The following is a 25,853-nucleotide window of genomic DNA, read 5'->3' as shown; positions in this document are numbered from 1 at the left end:
TGCCGCACGGGAGGTAGGCCATGGCCGTCCTGTCTTTCGGAGCCGGAGACCGTCTGCTGCGCCACGCGGCATACCTGAGAGCCGCAGCCGTGGAGATCGCCATCCTGACCGGGCATCTCTTCCTCTATCCGACCGGCATCCTTCAGGAGCGCGAGCTCCAGATCGTCATCGATCCCGGCCCGGAATCGGAGGCACCGCCTCTCCTCCCCACCGCCGGGCGCTCCCACCCGCCCGTCCTCCTCCTGCACGGCTTCGTGGACAACCGGTCGGTCTTCGCCCTGCTGCGCCGCTTTCTGCGCCGGCACGGCTGGACCCATGTCCAGGCGCTCAACTACTCCCCGCTCACCTGTGACGTCCGGGCCGCCGCCGCCCTGCTCGGCCGCCACATCGAACAGGTCTGCGAACGCACCGGGCACAGCCAGGTCGACATCGTGGGCCACAGCCTCGGCGGCCTGATCGCGCGGTACTACGTCCAGCGCCTCGGCGGCGACTCCCGCGTCCGCACCCTGGTCACCCTGGGGACCCCGCACTCGGGGACCCGGGCCGCGCCGCTGCTGAACCCGCATCCGATCGTCCGGCAGATGCGGCCCAATTCCGAACTCATGGACGAGCTGGCGAAAGCCGCCCCCGGCTGCCGCACCCGCTTTGTCGCTTTCTGGAGCGACCTCGACGAATTGATGAGTCCCGTCGAATCGGCGCGCCTGGAACATCCGGATCTCATCGCACGAAATGTGCACATCGCTGGAATCGGACATCTCACCATGCCCGTCCACGCGGCCATCGCGGCCGGGATCCGGGAGGCACTGGTGGGCGAGGAACTGGCGTCCGGAGCCATGGACGCGGCCTAGGGACGCCGAAGACGCTCGAAACCGTATCGAACACAGTGCATTGCGGAGGTCCGAAACCTGCCGAAGATTGTCCCCGTCCCCCACAGGGGGATACAGTCGCCGCTAATTCTCCTGCTGCCGAGGCGAAAGAGAAGCGGTGAACGATCCGGAGTACAGCACCTACGGGTACGAGAGCGGCTATGCGACCGCCTCCTACCAGCCCGTGGGAGCCGTCTACGCGGACGATGATCCGCTCTTCGGATCGAACGGTTACCCCCAGAGCTGGGACACCAACGGGTACCAGCAGTACCAGCAGTATCCGCAGTACCAGCAGCAGCCCTATCAGCAGCAGTACCAGGAGTACCCCCAGCAGTACGCGTACGCCGAGTACCAGCAGTACGCCGAGCCCACGCCCGTACCCGAGCCCGTACCCGAGCCCGAGCCCGCGCCCGACATCCAGGCGTACTACGAGCCGGAGCCGGAAGCCGAGCTGGAATTTGAGCCCGAGTACGAACCGGAACCGGAACCGGAATGCGAAGCGGAACCCGCGGCCGCCGTACTCATCCCCTCGCCCGCCGGGCCCCGCAGTGCCAACCGCAGCCGGCGCCGCCGCCCCGCGAAGCGCTCTGCCCTGCTCACCGTCGCCGTCCCCTCCGTCGCCGTGATGGGCGTCGCCGCCTGCGCGGCCGCCACCGTGACCGGCAGCAGCGCCGGCTCCGGCTCCACGAAGACCCGGGCCGACGCGGCGACCACCACCGCCACCACCAAGCTCGACCAGCAGCTCGCCGGGGTGAGCCGGGACGCCGACGACTTCGCGGACCGCGCCAGCCGTACGCAGGAGCGGATCGACCTCAAGGAACGCCAGGCCACGGAGAGGAAGAAGAAGGAGGCGGAGGCCATCGCCAAGGAGGCCGCCCGCCCCAAGATCCTGCTCCCGGTGACGCAGAAGGGCCTCAGTGCCTACTTCGGCCAGGCCGGCGTCAACTGGATGTCCGTGCACACCGGCATCGACTTCCCGGTCAGCTACGGCACCCCCGTGATGGCGGCGACCGACGGCACCGTCCGCACCCAGTGGAACAGCGCCTACGGCAACATGGCCATAGTCACCTCCCCGGACGGCACCGAGACCTGGTACTGCCACCTCAGCAGCACCAAGATCCGCTCCGGCACGGTCAAGGCCGGCGATGTCATCGCCTACTCCGGCAACTCGGGCAACTCCACCGGCCCGCATCTGCACTTCGAGGTACGGCCCGCCGGCGGCGCGGCCATCGACCCGTTGCAGTGGCTGATCAAAAAGGGTCTCGACCCCCGCTAGGGCAGAGCCCCGCAGAGCCCGGCCCGGGCCCGCACCGCACGACCCTGCCCTGCCCTGCCCTGCCCTGCCCCTAGAGCTTCTCCACCGGCGCGTACCGCAGCAGCAGCCGCTTCGGCTTCTCCTCGCCGAAGTCGACGGTCGCCTCCGCCGAGTCCCCGGCGCCCTTCACTCCGACGACCGTGCCCAGCCCGAACGAGTCGTGCGTGACGCGGTCGCCGACCGCCAGCGCCACCACCGGACGCTCCTTGGCGACCCGCCGGGTCGCGAAGCCGCTCGGCCCGGCCTTGGCGGACCGCGAGGAGAAGATCCCCGCGGCGGCGCCCGCCGCCGCGGAGGCGGAGGCCGAGGGAGCGGAGGAACCGCCGGTGCGCTTCCACTCGATCAGCGTCTCCGGGATCTCCTCCAGGAAGCGTGACGGCGGGTTGTACGAGGGCTGGCCCCAGGCGCTGCGCATCGTGGAGCGGGTGACGTAGAGCCGCTCACGCGCCCGGGTGATGCCGACGTAGGCGAGCCGGCGCTCCTCCTCCAGCTCCTTGGTCTGGCCGAGGGCGCGCATGTGCGGGAAGACACCGTCCTCCATGCCGGTCAGGAAGACGACGGGGAACTCCAGCCCCTTCGCGGTGTGCAGGGTCATCAGTGTGATGACGCCACCGCCGTCGCCCTCCTCGCCGTCCGGGATCTGGTCGGAGTCGGCGACCAGCGCGACCCGTTCCAGGAAGTCCGCCAGGGTGCCCGGCTCGTCGTCGGTGCGGTCCTGCTCGTACTCCAGGGCCACGGCGGCGAGTTCCTGCAGGTTCTCCACCCGGGTCTCGTCCTGCGGGTCGGTCGAGGCCTGCAACTCCGCCAGGTAGCCGGTGCGTTCGAGCACGGCCTCCAGGACGGTGGCCGGCCCGGCGCCGGACTCCACGACGGTGCGCAGCTCCTCCAGCAGCTCGTTGAACCGCTTCACCGCGTTGGCCGAGCGCGCGGCCATGCCGTAGGCCTCGTCGACCCGGCGCAGGGCGGCGGCGAAGGAGATCTTCTCCCGCAGCGCCAGTGCCTCCAGCATGGCCTCGGCGCGGTCGCCGATGCCGCGCTTGGGCACGTTCAGGATCCGCCGCAGCGGCACGGTGTCCTCGGGGTTGGCGAGCACGCGCAGATACGCGAGGACGTCGCGGACCTCCTTGCGCTCGTAGAAGCGCACCCCGCCGACGACCTTGTAGGGCAGCCCGACCCGGATGAAGACCTCTTCGAAGACCCGGGACTGGGCGTTCGTGCGGTAGAAGACCGCCACATCGCCGGGCCTGGAGTCCCCGGCGTCCGTCAGCCGGTCGATCTCGTCGGCGATGTACTGCGCCTCGTCGTGCTCCTGGTCGGCGACATAGCCGGTGATGACGGGGCCGTCGCCGGACTCCGTCCACAGGTTCTTGGGACGCCGCGAGGCGTTGCGCTCGATGACGGCGTTGGCGGCGGTGAGGATGGTCTGCGTGGAGCGGTAGTTCTGCTCCAGCAGGATGGTCCGCGCCTGCGGGTAGTCCTCCTCGAACTGGAGGATGTTGCGGATGGTGGCGCCGCGGAAGGCGTAGATCGACTGGTCCGCGTCACCCACCACGCACAGCTCGGCCGGATCCTCCACGCCTTCCGACGTGCCGACCAGCTCGCGCACCAGGGTGTACTGGGCGTGGTTGGTGTCCTGGTACTCGTCGACCAGTACGTGGCGGAAGCGCCGCCGGTAGTGCTCGGCCACGTCGGGGAAGGCCTGGAGCAGGTTGACCGTGGTCATGATGATGTCGTCGAAGTCCAGGGCGTTGGCCTCGCGCAGCCGGGACTGGTAGAGCACATACGCCTCGGCGAGCTTCTTCTCGAAGGGGTTCTCCGCCTGGCCGGCGAAGGTCTCCTCGTCGATCAGCTCGTTCTTGAGGTTGGAGACCTTGGCGCTGAAGGACTTCGGCGGGTACTGCTTCGGGTCGAGGTCGAGATCCCGGCAGACCAGGGCCATCAGCCGCTTGGAGTCGGCGCCGTCGTAGATCGAGAAGCTGGAGGTGAAGCCGAGCCGCTTGCTCTCCCGCCGCAGGATGCGCACGCACGCGCTGTGGAAGGTCATCACCCACATGGCATTGGCGCGCGGGCCGACCAGCTGCTCGACGCGCTCCTTCATCTCGCCGGCGGCCTTGTTGGTGAAGGTGATCGCCAGGATCTCGCCCGGGTGCACATGGCGGGTCGCCAGCAGGTGGGCGATCCGGTGGGTCAGCACCCGGGTCTTGCCGGAACCGGCGCCCGCGACGATGAGCAGCGGGCCCCCCGCGTGCTCGACGGCCGCGCGCTGCTGCTCGTTGAGCCCTTCGAGCAGCGCGGCGGCGTCCAGTACCGGCCGGTGGGCGCCGTCGCGGTAGTACGCGTCCCGCTCGACGGGCACGTCGAAGTGACCGCCGAACAGGTCGTGCGGAACCGGCTCCGGCGCGGGCGTCTCCTCCGGGGGCGGAGGCGGGCCGTCGGCCGGTTCGAGGTGGGCCAGGAAGCTGTCGTCAAAGAGGCTGCTCATCGCCTCCCGAGTCTAGGCCGTGCCACCGACAGTCCCTGCCGGAACGTGTACGTACGGTAGAGGTCACACATGGGTTTCCGGACATATCGAACATCAGTCTTCCCAAGGACCACTCCCGTTGATTACGGTTCCGCATCAGGTGGCCCGCTCCTCCGGCGGTGACCGTGCCGTCACGGGCCGCCTTCGCTGAGTCCGGCGCGAGCCGGAGCCGGGGACCCACGTACGACGACCTTGGGGTGAATCGGTCCTTCGCGGACCGTAGGGCGGCCTTCCGATGCCCGAACCCGACAGCTAACCCGGTAAGCGGTCAACGGAAGGAGCCGCCTGCCTTGGCGACCCACCGCAAACCCCGCACCGGCATACTCACCGCCCCCGGCCCGCGTGCGGCCGTGGGGCTCACGACCGCCGCACTGGCGACGGTCACTCTCTTCGGGGAGAGCGCGAGCGCGGCACCCAGCGCCGGCAGCACCACGGTGGCCATCAAGAAGGTCCAGGCGAAGGTCGACAAGCTCTACGAGCAGGCCGAGGCCTCCACCGAGCGCTACAACGCGGCCAAGGACAAGGCCGAGAAGCAGCGCACCGCCGCCGACAAGCTCCTGGACGAGGTCTCCCGCAAGACCGCCAAGCTCAACGACACCCGGGACCAGCTCGGCGAGTACGCGGCCGCCCAGTACCGCAGCGGCGGCCTGGACAGCACGACCACCTATCTGCTGGCCAACGACCCGCAGCAACTCCTTGAGAACGCGCACGTGATGGACCGGATGTCCGGCCGCACCGAAACGGCGCTGGAGACCTTCCGCACCCAGCAGATGGAGGTCGCCAAGCAGCGCGGCGAGGCCGTGGAGAGCCTGGCCAAGCTGGACGCCGCGCAGAAGGAGCTCAGCAAGGAGAAGAAGGCCGTCCAGGAGAAGCTGACGGCCGCCCAGAAGCTGCTGAACGGCCTCACCGCCAAGGAGAAGGCGCGGCTGGCGGCGCTGAAGAAGAAGCAGGAGCAGGCCGCCGCGGCGAAGGCCGCGGCCACGGTGCACTCCTCGACCAGCGGCAGCGCCAGTACGAGCACAAGCACGAGCACCGGTTCCAGCAGCAGCACGAGCGCCAAGGCCGCCAAGGCGATCGCCTTCGCCCAGGCCCAGCGCGGCAAGCCGTACGTGTGGGGCGCCACCGGCCCCAACTCCTACGACTGCTCGGGGCTCACCCAGGCGTCATGGGCCGCCGCCGGGGTCTCGATCCCGCGGACCGCCGCCGCGCAGTACAGCTACGGCACCAAGGTCAGCGCGTCCGACCTCCAGCCGGGGGACCTGGTGTTCTTCTACTCGGGCATCAGCCACGTCGGCCTCTACATCGGCAACGGCCAGATGATCCACGCCCCGCACACCGGCACGGTCGTCAAGATCGCGCCGATCAGCGAGATGCCGATCGTCGGCTACGCCCGGATGGCCTGAGCGGACGAAGGGCCCGCGGCGGCACAGCCCCGCGGCGGGCCCGGCCCCGCGGCGGGCCCGGCCGGGCCCGACCGGGCTCAGGTCCACAGCACCGCGATGAAGATGTTGGCGATGGTCAGGGCGCCCACCGCGCCGAAAACCGCCGCCGGCTGCCGTTCCTCGTCCCGCTTGACGTAGACCAGGCCCAGGATCACCACCAGGACGGCCAGCTTCACGCCGATCTTGATGTTGTTGACGGGCTGGTCGTCGGCCTGGTTCAGGCCCACCAGCAGGGCACCGGTCACCAGCATCGTCAGTGCGCCGTGCAGCATCCCGGGCACGAAGCGGGCCTCGCCGCGCCCCATGGCCTTCATCTGGGTGAGGAAGCCGCCGAGCAGTGCCGCGATGCCGATGATGTGCAGGCCGACGACGAAGTGAATGAGTACGTCCATGGCACAGGACCATAGCCAGGCCCATAGCAGCCCCCGACACCCAGGTGTGCCTCAATCACCTCATCGGTCACAGACGGTCGGCGAACGGGCGGAACGCCCGTCGAACAGCGGTCATCCCCGGTCGGTTACCGGACGAATCAAAGCAGTCCCGCGCTCCTGCCCGCCCCCGGGTGACGGGCAGGTTTAGCGTCCTCCTCCAGGTGGCCGATCCCCACTGCCGGCGAGCAAGCGCCGGCACGGCCGCCCCCGCCGAGGATCCGGCGGCGGCCGCCCCCCGTGCGGCCGCCGCCGGATCGCGGTCAACGGCGGCTAGGAAGGGAGAAGGCGTACGTGCCGTCGCACAGCAGGCCCAAGCAGCGCTCCTTGGCCGGCTCCACCGCTCGCACCGCCGCGACCATCGCCATGGCCGGTGCCGCGTCCGTGGCCCTGCTCGGTGAGACCGGCCACGCGGAGCCCCGGCTGACCACAGCCGAGGCCAAGGCCCAGGTGGACCGGCTGTACGAGGAGGCGGAGACCGCCACCGAGGCCTACAACGGCGCCCGGGCGAAGGCCGACGCCGCCCTGACGAGGATCGACGGCCTCCAGGACGAACTGGCCCGCAGGACCGGCCGTCTCAACGCCACCCGGGACCGTCTCGGCTCCATCGCCACCGCCCAGTACCGCTCCGGCGGCATCGACCCCGCCGTACAGCTCGCCCTCGACTCCACCCCCGCGCAGTACCTGGAGCGGGCCCAGTTCATCGACCAGCTCGGCGGCCGCCAGTCCGCCGCCCTGCGCACCCTCACCGCGCAGCGCCGTGAGGTCAGGCAACTGCGCACCGAGGCCGACGGCGAACTCGCCACCCTGCGCGGGGCCCGGACCGAACTGCGCGCCCACAAACGCGCCGTCGAGTCCAAGCTCAAGGCCGCCCAGCAGATCCTGGACCGCCTCACCGGGGCCCAGCGCACCGCCCTGGACGCCGCCTCCCCGGGCTACCGGGCCACCCGCGGCGTCTCCGGCGGGGCCCGCGGCGCCCTGTCCGGCCCGGGGAGCCAGGCCGGCACGGAGGCCGCCCCCAACGCCCGCGCCGCGCAGGCCGTCTCCTTCGCCTACGGAGCCCTCGGCCTGCCCTATGTCTGGGGCGCCACCGGCCCCTCCGCCTACGACTGTTCCGGCCTGACCCAGGCCGCCTGGCGGGCCGCCGGCGTCTCCCTCCCCCGCACCACGTACACCCAGATCAACGCCGGGTCCCGGATCCCGCGGTCCGAACTCCAGCCGGGTGACCTGGTGTTCTTCTACTCCGGCATCAGCCATGTCGGCCTCTACATCGGCAACGGCCAGATGATCCACGCCCCGCACCCGGGCGCGCCGGTGCGGATCGCGCCGATCGACGAGATGCCGTTCGCGGGGGCGGCGCGGCCCGCGTGACACGGCCCGCCGACACGGCCCGCGCAACGCGACGCGCAACCCACAACTCGGCGTGCACACAAGGCAGTCGGGCAGCCGGGCGGGGCGCACATGAGACCAACTCACAGCAAAATCGGGGTTATCTCAGATGCTGTTCGCCTGAACCACAGCTTCTTCCTTGATCACGAGGCCACTCTCCTGCCTCATGACACACACCACGAGACCCCCGTCACCCGAGGGATCCAAAGGCCCTGGAAACCGCGCCGACCGCAGAAGCGGCAAGGGCCTGCACCGCCGGCGCTTTCTCGGCGGACTCATCGGTGCCGGAGCCGCGCTCACCACGGCCACCGCCGCCCTGTCGTTCATCGAGTTCGCCGACGACAAGTCCCGCGCCTCGGCGGCCACCACCTCGACCACCGGCACCCTGGTCGTCCCCGAGCTGCTCACCGCCACCACGTCGGACAGCACCTCCGTCTTCACCCTCGACATGCAGACGGGCAAGTACGAGGTGCTCAGCGGCGTCAGCAGCGCCACGGCCGGTTTCAACGGCTCGTTCCTCGGCCCGACGATCAAGGTGACCAACGGCGACACCGTCCAGATCGACGTCACCAACAACCTCGGCGAGGACACCACCGTCCACTGGCACGGCGCCCATGTCCCCGCCAAGGTCGACGGCGGTCCGCAGGTCGCCTTCGCCGACGGCGAGACCTGGTCACCGTCCTTCACGGTCAACCAGGAGGCGGCCACCCTCTGGTACCACCCGCACGCCCTGGGCACCACGGCCAAGCAGGTCTCCATGGGCCTGGCCGGCATGCTGATCGTCGAGGACGACTCCGACGCCACCGCCGCGCTCCCCAGTGACTACGGCGTCGACGACATTCCGCTGATCTTCCAGTGCCTGGCCGTCGACGACGACGGCGAGATCAAGTACGACCTCGCGGGCTACCAGGAGCAGGGCCTCAACTTCCCCCTCCTCGTCAACGGCACCAATGTCGACGACACCACGCTCACCTTCACCGCCACCACCAAGCGGGTGCGGTTCCGGCTGCTCAACGCGTCGCTGTCGGACATCATCACGATCTCCCGCTCCGACGGCGAGACCCTCACCCAGATCGCCACCGAGCAGGCCTACCTCACCGAGGCCACCGAGGTCGAGGAGATCCGCCTCGTCGCGGGCTCCCGGGCCGAGATCGTCATGGACCTCTCCGACGCGGCCGCCCTCCAGGCGGTCATCACCACCGGCTGGATCACCGGCGGCAGCGGCACCTACGAGTTCCTGTCCATCTCCGCCGAGGGCACCGACAGCCCCGACGACCTCCCGGACACCCTGAACACCATCACCCGTTACGACACGGCCGACTTCACCGCCAGGACCATCACCCTCAACAACACCGGCGCCACCATGACCGTCAACGGCAACGCCGGCACCACCATGGCCGGTATGACCATGCTCTCCACCACGCTGGGCGCCAAGGAGATCTGGACCGTCGTCAACTCCTCCCAGCTGGAGCACTCGTTCCATCTGCACGACGTGCCGTTCCAGATCGTCTCCATCAACGGCGTGGCTCCGACCGGCGTGAACCTCGGCTGGAAGGACACCGTGGAGGTCATCGGCGCCGCCACGATCAAGATCGCCATGGAGTTCACGGACTACGCGGACGACACGTACATGTACATGCTGCACTGCCATCTCGCCCAGCACGAGGACGAGGGAATGATGGCCGCCCTCATGGTCACCGAGAGCTGAGCCGTTCCGTCACGGAGGCGCCTCGCCTGATTCCTAGACGAGGCGCCTGGCGGTCGCCCAGCGGGTCAGCTCGTGACGGTTGGACAGCTGGAGTTTGCGCAGCACCGCCGAGACGTGGGACTCGACGGTCTTGACGGAGATGTAGAGCTGTTTGGCGACTTCCTTGTAGGCGTAGCCGCGCGCGATCAGCCGCAGCACCTCGCGTTCGCGCTGGGTGAGGCGGTCCAGGTCCTCGTCGACGGGCGGGGCGTCGGTGGAGGCGAAGGCGTCGAGTACGAAACCGGCGAGCCGCGGGGAGAAGACGGCGTCGCCGTCGGAGACCCGGAAGACGGAGTTGACCAGGTCGGGGCCGGTGATGGTCTTGGTGACATAGCCGCGGGCACCGCCGCGGATGACGCCGATGACGTCCTCGGCGGCGTCGGAGACCGACAACGCCAGGAAACGCACCGGCTGTTCGGCGTCGGACATCAGCGGCGCGCAGCGCTTGAGGACCTCCACCCCGCCGCCGCCGGGGAGATGGACGTCGAGCAGGACCACGCCGGGCCGGGTGGCGGCGATGACGGTGACGGCCTGGTCCACGTCCGCGGCCTCGCCGACGACCTCGACGCCGGTGCGGTCGGTGTCACCGATCTCGGCCTGGACACCGGTACGGAACATCCGGTGGTCGTCGACCAGCACGACCCTGACCCGTCGCTGCTCTTCCGTCATGACGACCTCTCCATCTCGAGTTCCACTTCTGTCCCCCCGCCGGGCGCGGAGCGCAGCCGCGCCTCGCCGCCGTTGCGCTTCATACGCCCGATGATCGACTCCCGGACGCCCATGCGGTCCTGCGGCACCGCGTCCAGGTCGAAGCCGGGGCCGCGGTCGCGCACGGATACGAAGACCTTGCTCTCCTCGACCTCCGCGTACACCTGAACGGGCTCGTCCCCACCGTACTTGGCCGCGTTGACCATGGCCTCGCGCGCGGCCTGCATCTGGGCGCCGAGGCGTTCGTCCAGGGGGCAGTCGCCGACGCAGACCACCTCGACGGGCACCCCGTGGGCGTCCTCGACCTCGGCGGCGGCCCGGCGTACCGCCTCGGCGACGGTGTCGGGCTCCTCGCCCGCCCGGTCCGCGCCGTTGCCCGCGGCCCGGTACAGCCAGGCCCGCAGTTCGCGTTCCTGCGCGCGGGCGAGCTTGGCGACCTCACGGGGGTCGTCGGCGTGCCGCTGGATGAGGGTCAGCGTGTGCAGTACGGAGTCGTGGACGTGGGCGGCGACCTCGGCCCGCTCCTGGGCCCGGATGCGCTCCCGGCGCTCGGCGGACAGGTCCTGCGTCATCCGTACCAGATAGGGCCCGGTGATCAGGGCGACGCCCACCAGGACGGCCAGCGCGGCCTGGAGGATGGTGCCGATGTGGCTGGCGGAGCTGCGGACCACCAGGAAGCCGGTGACGCCGACACCGACCAGGATGACCCCGGCGGCGCCCCGGGCGACGGGCAGGAACCGCTTGCCCCGGCTCATCTCGGCCCAGCGGGCGCGGCGGGCGTTGTCGGCCTGGCGCCAGACCAGGGCGACACCGAGGCCTATGAGGAGCAGGGGCCACACATAGGTGTTGGCGCGGCCGAGGTTGAGGCTGTCCAGCAGGATGCCGAAACCGCACGCGAGCGCGATGAGGGCGACGATCTGGCCCTTGTCGGGGCGCCGGCCCGCGAGCCAGGACCGGGCGTCGCGGGGCTCCTTGGCCTCGGCGGGGTTGACGCCGCCGACGCCGAGCGGGACGACGAACCAGAAGATGGCGTAGAGCAGGATGCCGAGCCCGTGGATGGTGGCCAGGACGACGAAGACCACCCGCACCCAGGCCACCGGCAGCGACAGGTGCCCCGCCAGGCCCCGGGCGACGCCGCCGACCATGCGGCCCTCGGAGCTGCGGTAGAGCTTGCGGCCCTGCTGCGCGGGCGGCTCCTGCAGGAAGGACGCCCCGGTCGGCGGGCTGGCGGCTGACGGCATGCCCCGATCGTCACACGCCGGGGGCCGTTACGGCATCAGGGTTGCCCCGGACAGCGGATCAGGGCCCTTCCAGGGTCGGACCCCGGTACCCGGAGCGGTCCCGGGCCGCCACCATAGGGGCATGACACAGCAGACCACGGAGGCCGGCGCACCGCCCGTCCGGCGACTCGTACGCGGTCGTGAGCGCAAGGTGATCGCGGGCGTCTGTGAGGGCGCGGGCCGGTACTTCGACATCGACCCGGTGGTGTTCCGGGTGGTGCTCGCGGTGCTGGCGCTGACCGGCGGCCTGGGGCTGGTCGCCTACGGCGTCGGCTGGCTGCTGGTGCCGCTGGAGGGCAAGCAGCGCGGCGAGGTGGAGCAGAGCGAGGCGCACCGGCTGCTGTCGGGGCGCGTGGAGGGCATGGCGCTGACGGCGGTGCTGGTCACCCTGGTCGGCTGCGGGCTGTTCCTGTCGACGCTGGGCAGTCCGGGCAACCAGGCCTTCTCGCTGGTCCTGCTGGCCGCGCTGGCCGGTGCCGTCTACTGGTCGCAGAACGCCCGACGCGGTGCCGAGGCGGCGGGCCCGCAGCCCGCGCCGGCGGCCCCGCCCGCCGCGCAGCCGCCGCCCACCCCCAGTACGGGGTCGTGGTGGCGGGAGCCGCTCACCAAGGAGGGGCCGTACGCCACGCCGTACGTCTGGGGCCCCGACGACGGGCCGTACGAGGAGCCGCACCGCCGGGCCTGGCGTGAACGGCGCCGGGCCGCCCGGCGCCGGGAGGGGTCGATGCTCGGCGGGACGCTGTTCCTGCTGGCCGCGGCGGCGGCCGCGACCGGGACGGCGGTGTCCTGGCACGGCCGGCCGCTCGGCACCGCCCTGGAGATCGGCTTCGGGTCGGCGCTGGCCGTCCTGGGGCTCGGCTTCCTGGTCAGCACCTGGTGGGGGCGGCTCGGCGGCGGCACGGTGTTCTGGGCGGTGCTGTTCACCGGGCTGCTGGTGGCCTCGGCTGCGATGCCGAAGTCGATCGGCACGGACTGGGCGGACCGGTCCTGGGCGCCGGCTGACGCGGCGGCGGTGCGGCCCTCGTACACGCTGGGGGCGGGCCGGGCCGGACTCGACCTGAGCGCGGTCCGGCCGGGGCGCACGGCCGTACGGACCCGGGTCGAGCTGGGCGCGGGTCAGGTCGAGGTCACGGTGCCGGACGACGTCACCGTGATCATGCGCCTCCAGGTGGGCGTCGGCGACATCCAGCTGCCGGGCGACACCGACAAGGACGTCGACGTACAGCCCGACCTGGAGCGCGAGGTCACACTCCCGCCGGCGGACGGCGGGAAGTCCGCCGGCACGATGAGGCTCGACCTGCGGGTCACCCTCGGACAGGTGAAGGTGCTCCGGTGAAGCCGCACCGTTTCGACGCCGCGGCCCTGCTCACGGGCCTGGTCCTGCTCTGCCTCGCGGCGGCCTTCCTGCTGGACGCCTCGGGCGCCTGGCGGCTGGGGCCGCAGCGGTCGGTGCCGCTGGCGGCCGGCGGCCTGGCCCTGGCCGCCGTGGGCGCGCTGCTGAGCCGGATCGTACGGGGGCGGCGGTCAGTGCCTCCGGCTCCGGTTCCGGTTCCGGGCGCCGGCGATGACGGCGTCGACGGACAGTAGCGGCGCCCCGGCCAGGACCAGCGGAAGCCAGGCCATCAGATAGACCAGGTCGTTGCCGTAGTAGTACGGGTGAGTCGCCCAGCTCACGGTCAGCCACAGGCTCAGCGAGATCAGCGCGCCGCCCAGGGCTGCCAGCCGGGTGAGCAGGCCGAGCAGTGTGCCGAGGCCGACCGCGACCTCGCCGAGGGCGATGGCGTAGCCGAAGGCGTGCGGGTTCTTCAGGGCGAGGTCGATCAGGGCCGGGACGGCGGCGCTGGTCTTGACCCCGTTCAGGATGTTCACCAGGGAACCGGGAGCCGAGTCGGTGAAGAACGTGTCGCTGGTCAGCTTGTCGAGGCCGGCGTAGACGAAGGTCACGCCGAGGAAGATCCGCAGCGGGAGCAGGGCGAACCGCCCGGCGGCGTCCCGCCAGGGGCCCTGACTGTGCCCGGCGTCTCCGGGGCCGCCGAGGCCTTCAGGCCCTGCCGTCTCATTACCAGATATACCGGTCACACTCATCGCATTCCGCCCTTCGCTCGCCCGATGCGCTCCACCTGTGCATACGTGCTCGGGCGGAGCCTGGTTCAGTCGAGGACGCCGGATTCCCTACGGACGATCCCCTCGTACATCGGCTGGTAGTTGATCCACGCCACCAGATCGTTCCCGATCTGGTCCCGGGTGCGCACCGCGTCGTCGTGGCCGATCGGCACCGGCTTGCCCGCGGCCTTCGCGGTCAGCTGCGCGTGACAGGCCTTCTCCATCGTGACGTACCACCACGCCGCGGCGTCCACCGTGCCCCCGACCGTCAGCAGCCCGTGGTTGCGCAGGATCACCGCCTTGTGCGGCCCGAGAGCCTCGGCGATGCGGCGGGCCTCGTCCTCGTCGACGACCACGCCGGTGTACGCGTCGAAGAGCGCGTGGTCCTCGTAGAAGGCGCAGACGTCCTGGGTGATCGGCTCCAGCCGCTCCCCCAGTGCGGCGAAGGCCCGGCCGTACGGGGAGTGGCTGTGCGCCACCGCCACCACCTCCGGACGGGCCAGGTGCACCTGGGCGTGGATCGCGAACGCCGCCTGGTTGACGTGATGGGTGCCCTCGACCACCTGGCCCGCGCTGTTGGCCAGGACCAGATCGCCGGCCCCGACATGCTCGAACGGCACCCCGAACGGGTTAACCCAGAAGTGGTCGGTCAGCTCCGGGTCGCGGGCCGTGATGTGGCCCGACACCCCCTCCTCGTACCCGAGCCGCCCGAACAGGCGCAGCGCGACGGCCAGCCGTTCCCGGCGGTGGCGCCGCTCGTCGGCGGGGTCGGTGAAGGCGGGCGGCAGCGCGAAGTGCAGCTGCTCGGTGGGCACGGGCTGCGGCGGCGTCGGCGCGGTGTCGTTCATGCGGCGGAAGTTACCGCTAGGTACCCGAGATGACCAGGCCTGCCGCCGCACCGGCTCCTCGCATCCACCCGGATCCGACGAGAACGGCCACGCCGCCGCCCGGTACGGGGCGGCGGCGTGGCCGTCGAGGGGTCGGGGAGGGCTACTCCCACTCGATGGTGCCCGGCGGCTTGCTGGTGATGTCCAGCACCACACGGTTCACATCGGCGACCTCGTTGGTGATCCGGGTCGAGATCCTGCCGAGTACGTCGTACGGGAGCCGGGACCAGTCGGCCGTCATGGCGTCCTCGGACGACACGGGGCGGAGCACGATCGGGTGGCCGTAGGTGCGGCCGTCGCCCTGGACGCCCACCGACCGGACGTCGGCCAGGAGTACGACGGGGCACTGCCAGATGTCACGGTCCAGGCCGGCGCGGGTGAGCTCCTCGCGGGCGATGGCGTCGGCGTCACGGAGCAGGTCGAGCCGCTCCTTGGTGACCTCGCCGACGATACGGATGCCGAGGCCGGGGCCCGGGAAGGGCTGGCGCTGGACGATCTCCTCGGGGAGCCCCAGCTCCTGGCCGACCATGCGGACCTCGTCCTTGAACAGCTTGCGCAGCGGCTCGACGAGTTCGAACTCCAGGTCGTCGGGGAGACCGCCGACGTTGTGGTGGGACTTGATGTTGGCGGTGCCGGTGCCGCCGCCGGACTCGACGACGTCGGGGTAGAGGGTGCCCTGCACCAGGAAGGCGACCTCCTCGCCGTCCGCCGCCTCGGCGACGATCTCCGCCTGGGCCTGCTCGAAGACCCGGATGAACTCGCGGCCGATGATCTTCCGCTTCTCCTCGGGGTCGGAGACCCCGGCCAGGGCGCCGAGGAACCGCTCCTGCGCGTCGACCACCTTGAGCTGGACGCCGGTGGCCGCGACGAAGTCCTTCTCGACCTGCTCGGACTCACCCTTGCGCATCAGGCCGTGGTCGACGTAGACGCAGGTCAGACGGTCACCGATGGCCCGCTGCACGAGAGCGGCGGCGACCGCGGAGTCCACCCCGCCGGACAGGCCGCAGATGGCGCGCTTGTCGCCGACCTGGGCCCGGACGGCGGCGACCTGCTCGTCGACGACGTTCGTGGTGGTCCAGTCCGGGGAGATGCCGGCGCCGCGGTAGAGGAAGTGCTCCAGGACCTGCTGGCCGTGCTCGGAGTGCATGACCTCGGGGTGGTACTGGACCCCGTAGAGCCGGCGCTCGTCGTCCTCGAAGGCCGCGACGGGGACGACGTCGGTGGAGGCGGTGACGGTGAAGCCGGCCGGCGCGGCCGAGCAGGCGTCGCCGTGGGACATCCACACCGACTGCCGGTCCGGGGTGCCCTCGAAGAGGGTCGAACCCGGCTTGGAGACGGCCAGCGGGGTGCGGCCGTACTCGCGGGAGCCGGTGTTGTCGACGGTGCCGCCCAGGGCGGTGGCCATCAGCTGGAAGCCGTAGCACATGCCGAAGACGGGGACGCCGGCCTCGAAGATGGCGCGGTCGAGCGTCGGGGCGTTCTCGGCGTAGACCGACGAGGGGCCACCGGAGAGGATGATCGCCTTCGGCCGCTTGGCGAGGATCTCCTCGACCGGCATCGTGCTGGGCACGATCTCGCTGTAGACCCGGGCCTCACGCACACGGCGCGCGATGAGCTGGGCGTACTGCGCTCCGAAGTCGACAACGAGGACGGTGTCCGTCGCGGTGTCGGGGGCGGCTGGGGTCGCTGATGCCACGGCGTGCCTTCCGGCGGTTTCGTACGAGGGGGCTGCAGCCGAGTCTACCGGGCCTCGCCCGGCCCCCGGCCCGCATGGCATACTCCCCCCATGTTCTCGACAGCGCGCTTCGCGTTTACCTATGGCACCGGCTGGTCCGGCTGCCATGGTCGTGCTGTCTGAGAGCTTCACCCCAGACTTCACCAGGCGCCCCGGGCCACTCGGCCCGGGGCGCTTGGCGTTTCCCGGGTCCTGCGCACCGGGGCCGTGATCCGGAGGAGACACTCCCCATGACAGCTCTGACAACTCCGACAGCTCCGACCACGCCGGCCACTCCCACCACCCGGCCCACCGACGTGATCAGCGGCGACGTGATCAGCGGCGACGTGATCAGCGGCGCCCGGCGGCGCATCGACGAGCTGGACGGGCAGATCATCGCCCTCGTCCAGGAACGGATGGGCGTCTCGGCCGAGATCCAGCGGACCCGGATCGAGTCCGGCGGCCGCCGGGTGCACCTCTCCCGCGAGATGGAGGTGCTGGGCCACTGGAGCGATGCCCTCGGCAGGTCCGGGACGGCACTGGCGATGACACTTCTGGAGCTCTGCCGGGGTCGTGTGTGACCCGTTCGGGGGGCGTCACCCGTACGGCACGTGACCGCGCCCGGCCGCGTTCGTTGAAACCGGTGTCCGTCCCAGCCAGGGGCGGTCACCTTGGCCAGGGAAAACTGAAGACGTCGGACAACCACGCGTGGACACCGCCCAGACGCAGCTGGGCGGGACTGCCATCGGGGCGATGAGGCGGGCCCCCGCCGAGTGGAACAAGCGGGGCACGCCGTGGGACCTCGCTCCGGTGATGTGGCTGGGCAGCAGGGGACAGCGGCCCGGCCACGACTCAAAGAGGCGGTCGGTTCCGGGGACGCCCGGGACCGGCCGCTCTGCGAGATCCAGCGTACTCATTCGCGGGACAGGTGCGGACATTCGACCCACGGACGGACGAACCGAATAGATCACGGATTCGTATCCTCTGCGCTTTTCGTACAACCGGGCACCCTTCATCAGGGTCTTGCCGGTATGAACCTTCGCCGTACCCTCGCCGCCGCGGCGGCGACCGCCGCCATCGTGCCCGCGGCGCTGCTCAGTGCCGGTGCCGCCGCCGCGGACGACACGCCGACCCGGTCGCCGGCCGCCGCCGATTCGGCGTCCGCCTCGGAGAGCGCCTCGGAATCGGCAACGGCGAGCGAGTCGGCGTCCGCTTCGGAATCGGCGTCGGAATCGGCGTCGGAATCGGAATCGGCCTCGGCCTCGGCGTCCGCTTCGGCGTCGGATTCAGCGAGCGCCAGCGCGAGCCCGTCCGCCTTCCCGTCGGCCGGGCCGGACTGCAGCGACGACGGCGACGACTACCTGGTCGACGACAACCTCACGACCGCGCTCGTCGGGCTGCCCTCCAAGATCGTGGCCGGCAGCGGCTGGCACGGCTTCACCCTCGACGTCGACAACTCCTCCGACACCGCGTACACCCGGGTCGACCTCGGCGTGTTCGCCGCCTCCGTCGACAGCGGGTCGTTCGAGGTCACCAGCGAGCACCTGGCCCTCCAGTGGCAGGACCCGGACAGCGGCACCTGGCACGACATCTCGATGGGCCCGGACGACCGGGCGGCGGGCTACGTCGGCTACACCGACGTCCAGGCGCACGAGTCCTTCTCCCTCAAGCTCCGGCTGAACGTGGACCGGACCGCCCCGGCCGGCGTCGGGGTCGCCATCAGCATCGGCAGCTACGCCGACGACAAGGGCGAGTGCGTCTACGCGGGCGGCGACAGCTTCTACGAGTTCGACATCCTGGCCGCCGGTACGGAGCCGGGCGACGTCGACGACGCCGGGCCGCAGGACGGCGGCGCGTCGCACACCAGGCCGGCCGGCGACACCGCGATCGGCAGCCTCGCCGACACCGGTTCCTCCGCGGCCCTGCCGTACATCGCCCTCGCGGGTGGCGCGGCCGTGACGGTCGGCGTCGGCTCGGTCTTCCTCGTACGGCGCCGCAGGACGGCCGCCTGACCCGGAGCCGGAGCCGGAGCCGGAGCCGGAGCCGGAAACCTGAGCCGTTATCCCTGCTTCGGCGGGACCCCGGGGACGGGGAGCAGCGGCAGCCGCAGCGCGCCGAACGCGTCCTCGGGGACCGCCGGGTGGCGGGGCTCCACCGCCGGCAGGCGGACATAGCCCTCGCCCTGGGCCGGGCGGGGGTCGGCGTCGCCCTTGTTGGGCCACAGGGACATGGCGCGCTCGGCCTGGGCCGTGATGGTCAGCGAGGGGTTCACCCCGAGGTTGGCCGAGACGGCGGCGCCGTCGACGACCTGGATGCCCGGGTGCCCGTAGAGACGGTGGTACGGGTCGATGACCCCGTGATCGGGGTCCTCGCCGATCGGGCAGCCGCCGAGGAAGTGCGCGGTCAGCGGGGTGCCCATCAGTTCGCCGATGTTGCTGCCGGCGAAGCCGTTGATGTCCTCGGCGACCAGCCGGGCGGCCTCGGCGCCCTCGGGGATGAAGTCGGGGTTGGGCGCGCCGTGGCCCTGCCGGGCGGTGAGCAGTCCCTTTCCGGGGCCCTTCTGCTTGCGGTAGGTGGTCAGGGAGTTGTCCAGTGACTGCATCACCAGGCCGATGATGGTGCGTTCGGACCAGCGGTAGTTGGACAGCGAGCGCAGGGTGAGCACCGGGTGCCGGGCGGAGTTGGCGAGGAAGGCCAGGCCGCGGGGCAGCCGTCCGCCGTGCGGGACCTGCAGGATGGCCAGGCCGCCCATCGCGTTGGATCCCTTGCCGTAGCGGACCGGCTCGATATGGGTGTTGTCGTTGGGGTGGATCGAGGACGTGATGGCGACGCCCCGGGTGAAGTCCACGGTGGCGCCGGGGTGGCGCTTGCGGTAGCGGCGGTCGATGGTCTGGGAGCCGACCAGCGCCTCGGAGTTGGTGCGGGTCAGCTCGCCCAGCCGGCCCGACAGGCCGGGCAGCCGGCCGGTGTCGCGCATGCGGTGCAGCAGGGTCTGGGTGCCGTAGGTGCCGGCCGCCACCACGACGTGGCGGGCGCGCAGGACCCTCGGGGTGGCCCTGCGGCGCCTGTCGGTGGGCACGATGGTGACGTCGTGGCCGCCCTCGGGATTCTCCGACAGGCCGGTGACGGTCGTCATGGGGTGGATCACGGCCCCGGCCCGCTCGGCGAGGTGCAGGTAGTTCTCGTTGAGGGTGTTCTTGGCGCCGTGCCGGCAGCCGGTCATGCACTCGCCGCACTCCAGGCAAGCCCGGCGGGAGGGGCCGGCGCCGCCGAAGTAGGGGTCCGGGACCTCGCCGCCGGGGTCGGTCCTGGCCTGTCCGTCGGCGTCCTGGCCGTCGCCGAAGAAGACCCCGACCGGCGCCAGGTGGAAGGTGTCGCCGACGCCCATCCTGTCGGCGGCCGCCTTGAGGTGGACGTCGGAGGGGGTCATGGTCGGGTTGAGCCGTACGCCGAGCATCCGCCGCGCCTGGTCGTAGTACGGCCGCAACTCCTCCTGCCAGTCGGTGATGTGGCCCCACTGGCGGTCCTCGAAGAAGGCCTTCGGCGGTACGTACAGGGTGTTGGCGTAGTTGAGGGAGCCGCCGCCGACACCCGCGCCGGCCAGGATCATGACCTTGCCCAGCAGATGGATGCGCTGGATGCCGTACAGACCGAGGGCCGGGGCCCACAGATAGTCCTTCAGACGCCAGGAGTTCCTGGGCAGGCTCTCGCGCGTGAATCGCCGGCCCGCCTCCAGGACACCGACCCGGTACCCCTTCTCCGTCAGGCGCAGGGCGCTCACCGCGCCGCCGAAGCCCGAGCCGATGACGATCACGTCGTAGTCACAGTCGTACGGCACTGTACGAAACCTCCTGGTACGGGCGCTGGTTCAGCGAAGACGGAGGGCCTTCATCGCGCGCAGCGAGCGGCTCATGAAGGCCGCGTACTGCTCATCGCTCATGCCCAGCGAGGGGGCCATCGGCAGCAGCCGCTGGGTGGCGAGCGTCTGGGCCTCGGTGTACTTGAGGATGCCCTCGGAACCGTTGCGGCGGCCGATGCCGGACTCCCCCATGCCGCCGAGCGGCGCCTGCACGCTGCCGTAGGCGGAGGCGTAGCCCTCGTTGATGTTGACGGTGCCGGAGCGGAGGCGGGCGGCCAGGCGCGCGGCGCGGCGGGTGTCCTTGCTCCAGACCGCCGCGTTGAGGCCGTACGGGGTGGAGTTGGCGCGGTCGACCGCCTCGTCCTCGTCACGGAAGCGGTAGACGGAGACGACCGGGCCGAAGGTCTCCTCGGCGCAGACCGCCATCGGGGCCTCGACGCCGTCCAGGATGGTCGGCTCGTAGAAGTACGGGCCGACGTCCGGGCGGGCCCGGCCGCCGGCCAGGACGGTGGCGCCCTTGGCGACCGCCTCGTCCACGTGCCGGGTCACGGTCTCCAGCTGGCGGGTGCCGGCCAGCGAGCCCATTCCGGCGCCGTAGGCCAGGCCGGTGCCGAGCTTGAGGGCCTTGGTGCGGGCGGTGAAGCGGGTGAGGAAGTCGTCGGCGACCAGGTGGTGGACGTAGATCCGCTCCATCGACTCGCACAGCTGGCCGGCGGAGGCGAAACAGGCCCGTACGGCGCCCTCGGCCGCCTTGTCCAGGTCGGCGTCCTTCAGGACGAGCATGGCGTTCTTGCCGCCGAGTTCGAGGGAGAAGCCGACGAGCCGGTCGGCGGCCCGGCGGGCGACGTCCCGGCCGGTGCGGCTGGAGCCGGTGAAGGAGACGTAGTCCGCGTGTTCGACGACGGCCGGGCCGACCACCGGGCCCTCGCCGATCACGATCTGCCACAGGTCCTCGGGCAGCCCGGCCTCGATCAGCTGCTCGCGGGCCCACAGCAGGGTCAGGGCGGTCTGGGTGTCCGGCTTCATCACCACCGCGTTGCCGGCGGCGAAGGCGGGCAGCGAGTCACCGGCGCCGAGCGCGAAGGGGTAGTTCCAGGGCACGATGAAGCCGACCGTGCCCTTGGGCTGGCGCAGTTCGGCGACCTTGGTGAGGACCGGGATCGCGCCGGTGTGACGGCGCCGCCGCAGGTATGCGGGGGCCTTGCGGCCGTAGTGGCGGGCGGTGACGGCGACCAGCTGGACCTCTTCGTGGGCGTGGAGGCGGGCCTTGCCGGTCTCCAGCTGGATCAGGTCCAGGATCTCGGCCTGCCGGGCGAGCAGCAGGTCGTGGAAGCGCAGCAGCACGGCCGCCCGCCGGCGGACCGGCGTCGCCGCCCACTCCTTCTGGGCCTTCCTGGCCCGCTCGTAGGCGGCCGCCACGTCCTCGGGGGTCGCCTCGGGCAGGTCCGCGAGCTTCTCCCCGGTCAGCGGGGTGTGGTTCACCGTCCGTCCGCTGCCGACCACCCCGCGGGCGAGCCGGGCGACCAGATCGGGGGTGACCACATCGGCCGCGGTCCGGGTTCCCGTGGGAGCGACCGGGTTACCGCCAGTAGGTGAGTCCGTCATGACGTGAGGTTACGGCGGTTGCCCACCTCCTGCATACCCACCAGTAGCCAGTTTTCACCCGGCGCGCACAATTACGCCAGTGTTCGCTGGCGCGCTGCGGATTTCCGCAGGTCAGCTCGGACGGCTGTCAGCCGGAGGTGCGGTATGTCCCGGAGGCCTTGTCGAAGTACCGCTTGAGGTCGGCGGTCCGTGCCGTGGGGCCGATGAACAGCACCGTGTGGTACTTGCCGCCGCGGAGCATGACGAGGTTGGCGGCGTAGACCTCGCGGCCGCCGGACTCGCGGTAGGTGTACTCGCCCTCGGCGGCGGAGATGCCGCCGGAGAGGTCGAGGCGCCGGACACCGAAGGCGGAGGACCAGTCGGAGGAGTGGAAGGCGTTGAGTTCCGCCTCGCCGTCGGACTGGTAGGCGATCGGGTCGGAACCGAAGTCGGCCACGGAGTCCCGGCCGGGGACGACGATGAGCTCCATGTCGCCGCCGGTGTAACGGATCTGGCCCTTGGTGTTCTCGCCGTGCCGCTGCCAGCCGGTGGGGACGGCCACGGTGAAGCCGGCCGGGTCCGCGCGGAGTTTGAAGTCGCTGCCGATATCGCTCTCGGTGGCGCTCGGGGACGCGGAACGCGAGGGCGCCTTGCTGGTGGCCGGCGCCGAGGACTGCGGGGAGTTGGGCGAGGCGGCGGACTTCGACGGTTCCGGTTTGCCGTCGGAGACCTGCGCGGGCAGCGTGTTCGAGGTGTCGGCGGAGCCGCTCGTGTCGTCGGTACGGGGCATGAACAGGACGGCGTACGCCACCGCCGCGACCAGCAGCAGGACGACACCGACCAGCAGCGAGAGGCCGAGGCTGCGCGGGGCGCGGGAGCCCTTGCGGTCCTTGGCGCGGGCGTGGCGGCCGTGGGAGGGGTGGACGGGGACCGGGTCCGCGGCCTGTTTGCGCTTGCGGACGAGCTCCCCCCGGCGCCGTACGATCGGCAGCTTGTGCGGGTCGTCGGCGGGCACCGGCACGGTCTGGAGGCCCAGATCGGGTTCGGGGGCGGAGCGGATCAGGGAGCGCAGCCAGCCGCGCAGTTCCTCGGAGCCGGGGCGTTCGGAGGGGTCCTGGCGGAGCAGGGACTCCACGATGGGCCGCAGCGGCCCGCACTCCTCGGCGTAGGCGGGCGGTTCGGCGCAGACGAGCTGGACCAGCTCGGCGGTGTTCTCCTCGGGGAAGGGCGGATGGCCCTGGACGCTGCGGAAGAGCAGCGAACCGAGCGCCCACAGATCGGCGGCGGGGCCGACGGGCGGGGCGAGCTGCCAGTTCTCGTGGACCGGGGTGGCCTGTTCGGGCGCCCAGCGCTCGGTGACGGCGCCGACGACGGTGATCCGGGCCTGCCGGGCGCGCTCCAGCTCCAGCGCGGAGTCCGGGCCCGCCCATTCGTCGCCGGAGGCGCCGGGCGGCCCCGCCAGGACGTGCCGCGGTACCGGGTTGTAGCCGCACAGGGCCTCCTGCGCGGCGCCGGCCGCCAGCCCGGAGAGCATGGCGCGGCCGTCGTCGCAGACCAGGACCGTACCGGCGGTGACGTTGCGGTGGGTCCAGCCGTGGGTGTGCAGCGCACCCAGCCCGGTGAGCACGTCGGAGGCGACCTCGGCGGCCCGGTAGGGGCTGAGCCGCTTGTCGGCGAGGAGCGCGGCCAGCGGCCTGGCGGCGACCAGTTCACTGACGACCCAGAGGCTGCCGCCGTCCACGAATATGTCGAAGACCTGCACCAGTCGCGGGTGATCGGGTATCGCGGCCGCCGCCCGGGCGGCCTCCAGCGCGCGGTGCGCGCTGTCGCCGCCCGTCTCGTCGTCGCCGGGCTCGGCGCCCACCACCTCCGGCAGTAACACCTGGCGGACGAGCACTTCCTGCCCGCTGTACGTGTCGAAGGCGCGTGTCTCGACCAGCTCGAACTCGTCGGCGGGCGGCCGGGGCAGGCGGTAGCGGTCGGCGAGTACCCGTCCCGCGTAGTCGTCCACGACGCCTCCCCAAAGCGTCAGATCCGGTCCGGAACCGGAGCTTTCTGTCCGCAGGCATTCACGATACGTGCTCGGGCCACATCACCTGGCTGGGTTCAATCAGTTCGCCGACTTGAATGTGCGGAAGAACGCGCGGCGGGTCGCGGTGGAGGTGGCGCCGTCCCAGTACGCGTCCGGGGCCGTGTACATGATTCCGTAGCCCAGGCCGCTGTTGACCACGGTACCCCGGTCGACGACGTGATAGCGGGTGCCGCCCTCTGTGTAGGTGAACTGCCAGTCGGCGGTGTCCCAGCCCCGGTAACCGACGGCCTTTATGGAGATCCGCTGGTACGCGGTGCGGGTCATGTACCCCTCCTGCTTCTTCCAGTCGGCGACCGGGTCGTCCTTGGGCGTGGTCGTCCATCCCACCAGCAGCTTCTGGCTGTTGGGGCCGGTGAAGCGGACTCCGGCGCTGCTGACGCTCGCGTACTTCCAGCCCTTGGGCAGACCGATCGAGAAGCCCTGCGACGCGGTGTACCGCGTCGTGGCCAGGGTGTTCTTGCTGCCGGAGGAGGACGAGTCGGATGACGAATCAGATGACGAGGAAGAAGAGGACGACGATGACGACGCGGACCCGTCGGCCGCGTTCTTGGACGACCCCTTGCCCGTGGTCCCGCCGTTCGCCGCCGCCTTCTCGGAGGCCTTGGTGGAGGCGGACGGACTGGCCGAGCCGCTGTTCTTGGAGTCGGACGGCTTCTTGACGCCGCTGCCGTCGTCGCCGGTCCGGGCGGCGGCGTAGAAGCCGATGACCGTGCCGAGTACGGCGAGGGCGACCCCGGTGGCGACGATGAGCATCACCCGCTTCCGCCGCCCGTCCTGCGGCGCCGGCCCCGCCACCGCGGCCATGGCGGCGGTCGGGGGCGTGGCGGCGTCCGCGACCGGCGCCTGGACCGGGACGGGCTTGGTCTTGCGTACGGCGCGCAGCGCGCTGCGGACCCGGGCCTGGTCTGCGGCGGCCTTGCGGGTGGCCGGCGGGGCGTCGGTGGGGGTGGGCTGCGGGTCGGGGGGGTCGGGGGGCAGCGGGATGACGCGGGTGGCGTCGGGCGGCGGGGCCACGGCGTCGTCGGGGGCGTTGACGACCGCGGTGAGCAGCGGCCGTACGCCCTCGTCGTCGAGCCGGAGGTCGGGGTCCTTGATGAGCAGGCCGTGGATGGCGTCCGCGAGCGGGCCCGCGTTCAGGGGCTCCTTCAGCTCCTCGGTCATCACCGCGGTGAGGGTGGCGATGGCCGAACCGCGGTCGTACGGCGGGCGGCCCTCCACGCAGGCGTACAGCAGCGCGCCCAGCGACCACAGGTCGGCGGGCGGGCCGGGCTTGTGGCCGCGGGCGCGCTCCGGCGAGATGTACGAGGGCGCGCCGACCAGCATGCCGGTGGAGGTGACGGAGGGGTCGCCGTCGATCGTCGCGATGCCGAAGTCGCTCAGCACGGCGCGGCCGTCGTCGGCGATGAGCACGTTGGACGGTTTGACGTCGCGGTGGAGGATGCCCTCCTTGTGGGCGGCCTTGAGCACGTCGAGAACCGTGAGGCCGACCTCGGCGGCACGTTTCGGCGTGAGCGGGCCGTCCTCGCGGATCGCGTCGGACAGGGAACGGCCCTCGACCAGTTCCATGACGATCCAGGGCCGGTCGTCCTCCTCGACGACGTCGAAGACGGTGACCGCGCCGGTGTTGCGGATGCGGGCGGTCGCCTTGGCCTCGCGGAGCGTGCGGGTGACGAGGCGTCGCTTGTCGTCCTCGTCGATGTTGTGCGGAAAACGCAGCTCCTTCACGGCGACGCTGCGGCCCAGGGTCTCGTCCCTGGCCCGCCACACCGTGCCCATTCCGCCCTTGCCGAGGACCTCACCGAGCCGGTACCGGTCGGCGAGCAGACGTCCCTCGGTGCGGTCGGTGCCGGCGGCACCGTCCGTGCCTTGCCCCTGGCCCATGAATTCCCTCTGCCCCCGCTGCCGTTCGGATGGGGCT

Annotated in this window: 19 protein-coding genes, 1 pseudogene and 1 riboswitch; of the genes and pseudogenes, 9 read left to right on the top strand and 11 right to left on the bottom strand. The window is 71.4% G+C overall.

Translation table 11 applies throughout. The features are described 5' to 3' along the window. The first annotated feature begins 20 nt into the window (after positions 1-20). A complete protein-coding gene (locus tag RWE79_RS23895; RefSeq protein ID WP_475942096.1) occupies positions 21-848 on the top strand; it encodes an alpha/beta fold hydrolase in 828 nt (275 codons plus the stop codon). 574 nt (positions 849-1,422) lie between these two features. Then, positions 1,423-2,142 (top strand): annotated as a pseudogene (locus tag RWE79_RS23890) (M23 family metallopeptidase); the annotation flags it as partial. Between the two features lie 70 nt (positions 2,143-2,212). Here RWE79_RS23890 and pcrA read toward each other — a convergent pair. Then, positions 2,213-4,663: a DNA helicase PcrA gene (gene pcrA / locus RWE79_RS23885; protein ID WP_475942095.1), complete on the bottom strand. Its 2,451-nt coding sequence runs from the start codon at positions 4,661-4,663 to the stop codon at positions 2,213-2,215. Positions 4,664-4,837: 174 nt separating this feature from the next. After that, positions 4,838-4,984, top strand: a riboswitch (cyclic di-AMP (ydaO/yuaA leader). An 8-nt stretch (positions 4,985-4,992) separates the two neighbouring features. Between pcrA and RWE79_RS23880 the strand changes: the two genes are divergently transcribed. After that, positions 4,993-6,105 carry a C40 family peptidase gene (locus RWE79_RS23880; RefSeq protein ID WP_475942094.1) on the top strand — a complete coding sequence of 371 codons (1,113 nt, stop codon included), beginning with the start codon at positions 4,993-4,995 and terminating at the stop codon, positions 6,103-6,105. A gap of 77 nt (positions 6,106-6,182) precedes the next feature. On the opposite strand, the gene RWE79_RS23875 is transcribed toward RWE79_RS23880, so the two are convergent. Further along, entirely contained in the window at positions 6,183-6,536 is a 354-nt protein-coding gene (locus RWE79_RS23875; RefSeq protein WP_475942093.1) for a hypothetical protein, read from the bottom strand. A gap of 330 nt (positions 6,537-6,866) precedes the next feature. Between RWE79_RS23875 and RWE79_RS23870 the strand changes: the two genes are divergently transcribed. Further along, positions 6,867-7,943 (top strand): C40 family peptidase, encoded by a 1,077-nt coding sequence (locus tag RWE79_RS23870; RefSeq protein ID WP_475942092.1) that lies wholly within the window; start codon positions 6,867-6,869, stop codon positions 7,941-7,943. Positions 7,944-8,127: 184 nt separating this feature from the next. Beyond that, entirely contained in the window at positions 8,128-9,669 is a 1,542-nt protein-coding gene (locus RWE79_RS23865) for a multicopper oxidase family protein (protein WP_475942091.1), read from the top strand. Between the two features lie 33 nt (positions 9,670-9,702). On the opposite strand, the gene RWE79_RS23860 is transcribed toward RWE79_RS23865, so the two are convergent. Both RWE79_RS23860 and RWE79_RS23855 read right to left on the bottom strand, forming a co-directional pair. Next, positions 9,703-10,377 carry a LuxR C-terminal-related transcriptional regulator gene (locus tag RWE79_RS23860; protein WP_475942090.1) on the bottom strand — a complete coding sequence of 225 codons (675 nt, stop codon included), beginning with the start codon at positions 10,375-10,377 and terminating at the stop codon, positions 9,703-9,705. Continuing rightward, positions 10,374-11,657, bottom strand: a complete 1,284-nt coding sequence (locus RWE79_RS23855; protein ID WP_475942089.1) for a PspC domain-containing protein — start codon at positions 11,655-11,657, stop codon at positions 10,374-10,376. Before RWE79_RS23855 ends, RWE79_RS23860 begins: the two co-directional genes overlap by 4 nt. Before the next feature lie 121 nt (positions 11,658-11,778). Here RWE79_RS23855 and RWE79_RS23850 point away from each other — a divergent pair, with 121 nt between their 5' ends. Both RWE79_RS23850 and RWE79_RS23845 read left to right on the top strand, forming a co-directional pair. Continuing rightward, positions 11,779-13,032 (top strand): PspC domain-containing protein, encoded by a 1,254-nt coding sequence (locus tag RWE79_RS23850; RefSeq protein ID WP_475942088.1) that lies wholly within the window; start codon positions 11,779-11,781, stop codon positions 13,030-13,032. Further along, positions 13,029-13,283, top strand: coding sequence for a hypothetical protein (locus RWE79_RS23845; RefSeq protein WP_475942087.1), 255 nt, complete (start codon positions 13,029-13,031; stop codon positions 13,281-13,283). Before RWE79_RS23850 ends, RWE79_RS23845 begins: the two co-directional genes overlap by 4 nt. Here RWE79_RS23845 and RWE79_RS23840 read toward each other — a convergent pair. From RWE79_RS23840 to guaA, 3 genes are all read right to left on the bottom strand, one after another. Beyond that, positions 13,221-13,781, bottom strand: a complete 561-nt coding sequence (locus tag RWE79_RS23840; RefSeq protein WP_475942086.1) for a DoxX family membrane protein — start codon at positions 13,779-13,781, stop codon at positions 13,221-13,223. The two genes, RWE79_RS23845 and RWE79_RS23840, sit on opposite strands and share 63 nt — an antisense overlap. Before the next feature lie 65 nt (positions 13,782-13,846). Next, positions 13,847-14,647 carry a class II aldolase/adducin family protein gene (locus RWE79_RS23835; RefSeq protein ID WP_475942085.1) on the bottom strand — a complete coding sequence of 267 codons (801 nt, stop codon included), beginning with the start codon at positions 14,645-14,647 and terminating at the stop codon, positions 13,847-13,849. A gap of 142 nt (positions 14,648-14,789) precedes the next feature. Then, positions 14,790-16,382, bottom strand: a complete 1,593-nt coding sequence (gene guaA / locus RWE79_RS23830) for a glutamine-hydrolyzing GMP synthase (RefSeq protein ID WP_475942084.1) — start codon at positions 16,380-16,382, stop codon at positions 14,790-14,792. 269 nt (positions 16,383-16,651) lie between these two features. On the opposite strand from guaA, the gene RWE79_RS23825 reads away from it, so the two are divergent. Continuing rightward, positions 16,652-16,981, top strand: coding sequence for a chorismate mutase (locus RWE79_RS23825; RefSeq protein WP_475942083.1), 330 nt, complete (start codon positions 16,652-16,654; stop codon positions 16,979-16,981). Positions 16,982-17,431: 450 nt separating this feature from the next. Then, a complete protein-coding gene (locus RWE79_RS23820; protein ID WP_475942082.1) occupies positions 17,432-18,412 on the top strand; it encodes a hypothetical protein in 981 nt (326 codons plus the stop codon). Positions 18,413-18,459: 47 nt separating this feature from the next. Here the strand turns inward: RWE79_RS23820 and RWE79_RS23815 are convergent, their stop codons facing one another. The 4 genes from RWE79_RS23815 to RWE79_RS23800 form a co-directional block, all read right to left on the bottom strand. Beyond that, positions 18,460-20,238, bottom strand: coding sequence for a GMC oxidoreductase (locus tag RWE79_RS23815; protein ID WP_475942081.1), 1,779 nt, complete (start codon positions 20,236-20,238; stop codon positions 18,460-18,462). 30 nt (positions 20,239-20,268) lie between these two features. After that, complete coding sequence (locus RWE79_RS23810; RefSeq protein ID WP_475942080.1) at positions 20,269-21,864, bottom strand: succinic semialdehyde dehydrogenase; 1,596 nt, start codon at positions 21,862-21,864, stop codon at positions 20,269-20,271. Positions 21,865-21,991: 127 nt separating this feature from the next. Beyond that, positions 21,992-23,854, bottom strand: a complete 1,863-nt coding sequence (locus RWE79_RS23805) for a protein kinase (RefSeq protein WP_475942079.1) — start codon at positions 23,852-23,854, stop codon at positions 21,992-21,994. A 99-nt stretch (positions 23,855-23,953) separates the two neighbouring features. Continuing rightward, a complete protein-coding gene (locus tag RWE79_RS23800; RefSeq protein WP_475942078.1) occupies positions 23,954-25,816 on the bottom strand; it encodes a serine/threonine-protein kinase in 1,863 nt (620 codons plus the stop codon). Positions 25,817-25,853 lie beyond the last annotated feature (37 nt).

Source organism: Streptomyces sp. RLA131 (genome assembly GCF_056270125.1).
This window is presented reverse-complemented; position numbering and strand designations above follow the sequence as displayed.